This window comes from Ferrovum myxofaciens (genome assembly GCF_000735045.1).
GTDB classification, from domain to species: domain Bacteria; phylum Pseudomonadota; class Gammaproteobacteria; order Burkholderiales; family Ferrovaceae; genus Ferrovum; species Ferrovum myxofaciens.
This window is the reverse complement of record NZ_JPOQ01000121.1, coordinates 1-376: the sequence shown is the minus strand read 5'-3', so window position 1 is coordinate 376 and position 376 is coordinate 1. Positions and strand designations below refer to the sequence as shown.

Here is a 376-nt window from a genome sequence, read left to right as displayed (position 1 = left end):
CCGGTCGATACCCACAGGTTTATACGGCGTTCACCATTCTCTCCCGCCTCACACCGACGCTTGCGGTAGGCGGCTTGCCTTTCTGCTGCAGTTGTCACATCCTTCTTCATTCTATTTCTCCTTCGTTACGCAGTCACAGAGACCGACTGACTTATTTCCGCTCAATTTTTCCGGGAATTTCAATGGGCCGAATCCGGCAAATTTATTCACCAGGGTCCGTGCCGGACACCTCACTCTGAGCCTCCTTTGTTTTTCCTCTCCGTAAGGATTCTCCGGTCAGCGTGAAACGGTGATGCCGTTGCATAACCCGATCCAGCAGGGCGTCAGCAATGGTGGCATCCCCGATCCACGCATGCCAGTGTTCGATGGGTAATTG

The 376-nt window shown here is 53.5% G+C and carries 1 protein-coding gene; it reads right to left on the bottom strand.

The window, feature by feature from the left end; genetic code table 11:
- Positions 1-202: 202 nt before the first annotated feature.
- Positions 203-376: ATP-binding protein (locus tag IV91_RS17355; RefSeq protein WP_160171575.1), on the bottom strand; the 174-nt coding region annotated here is incomplete at its 5' end.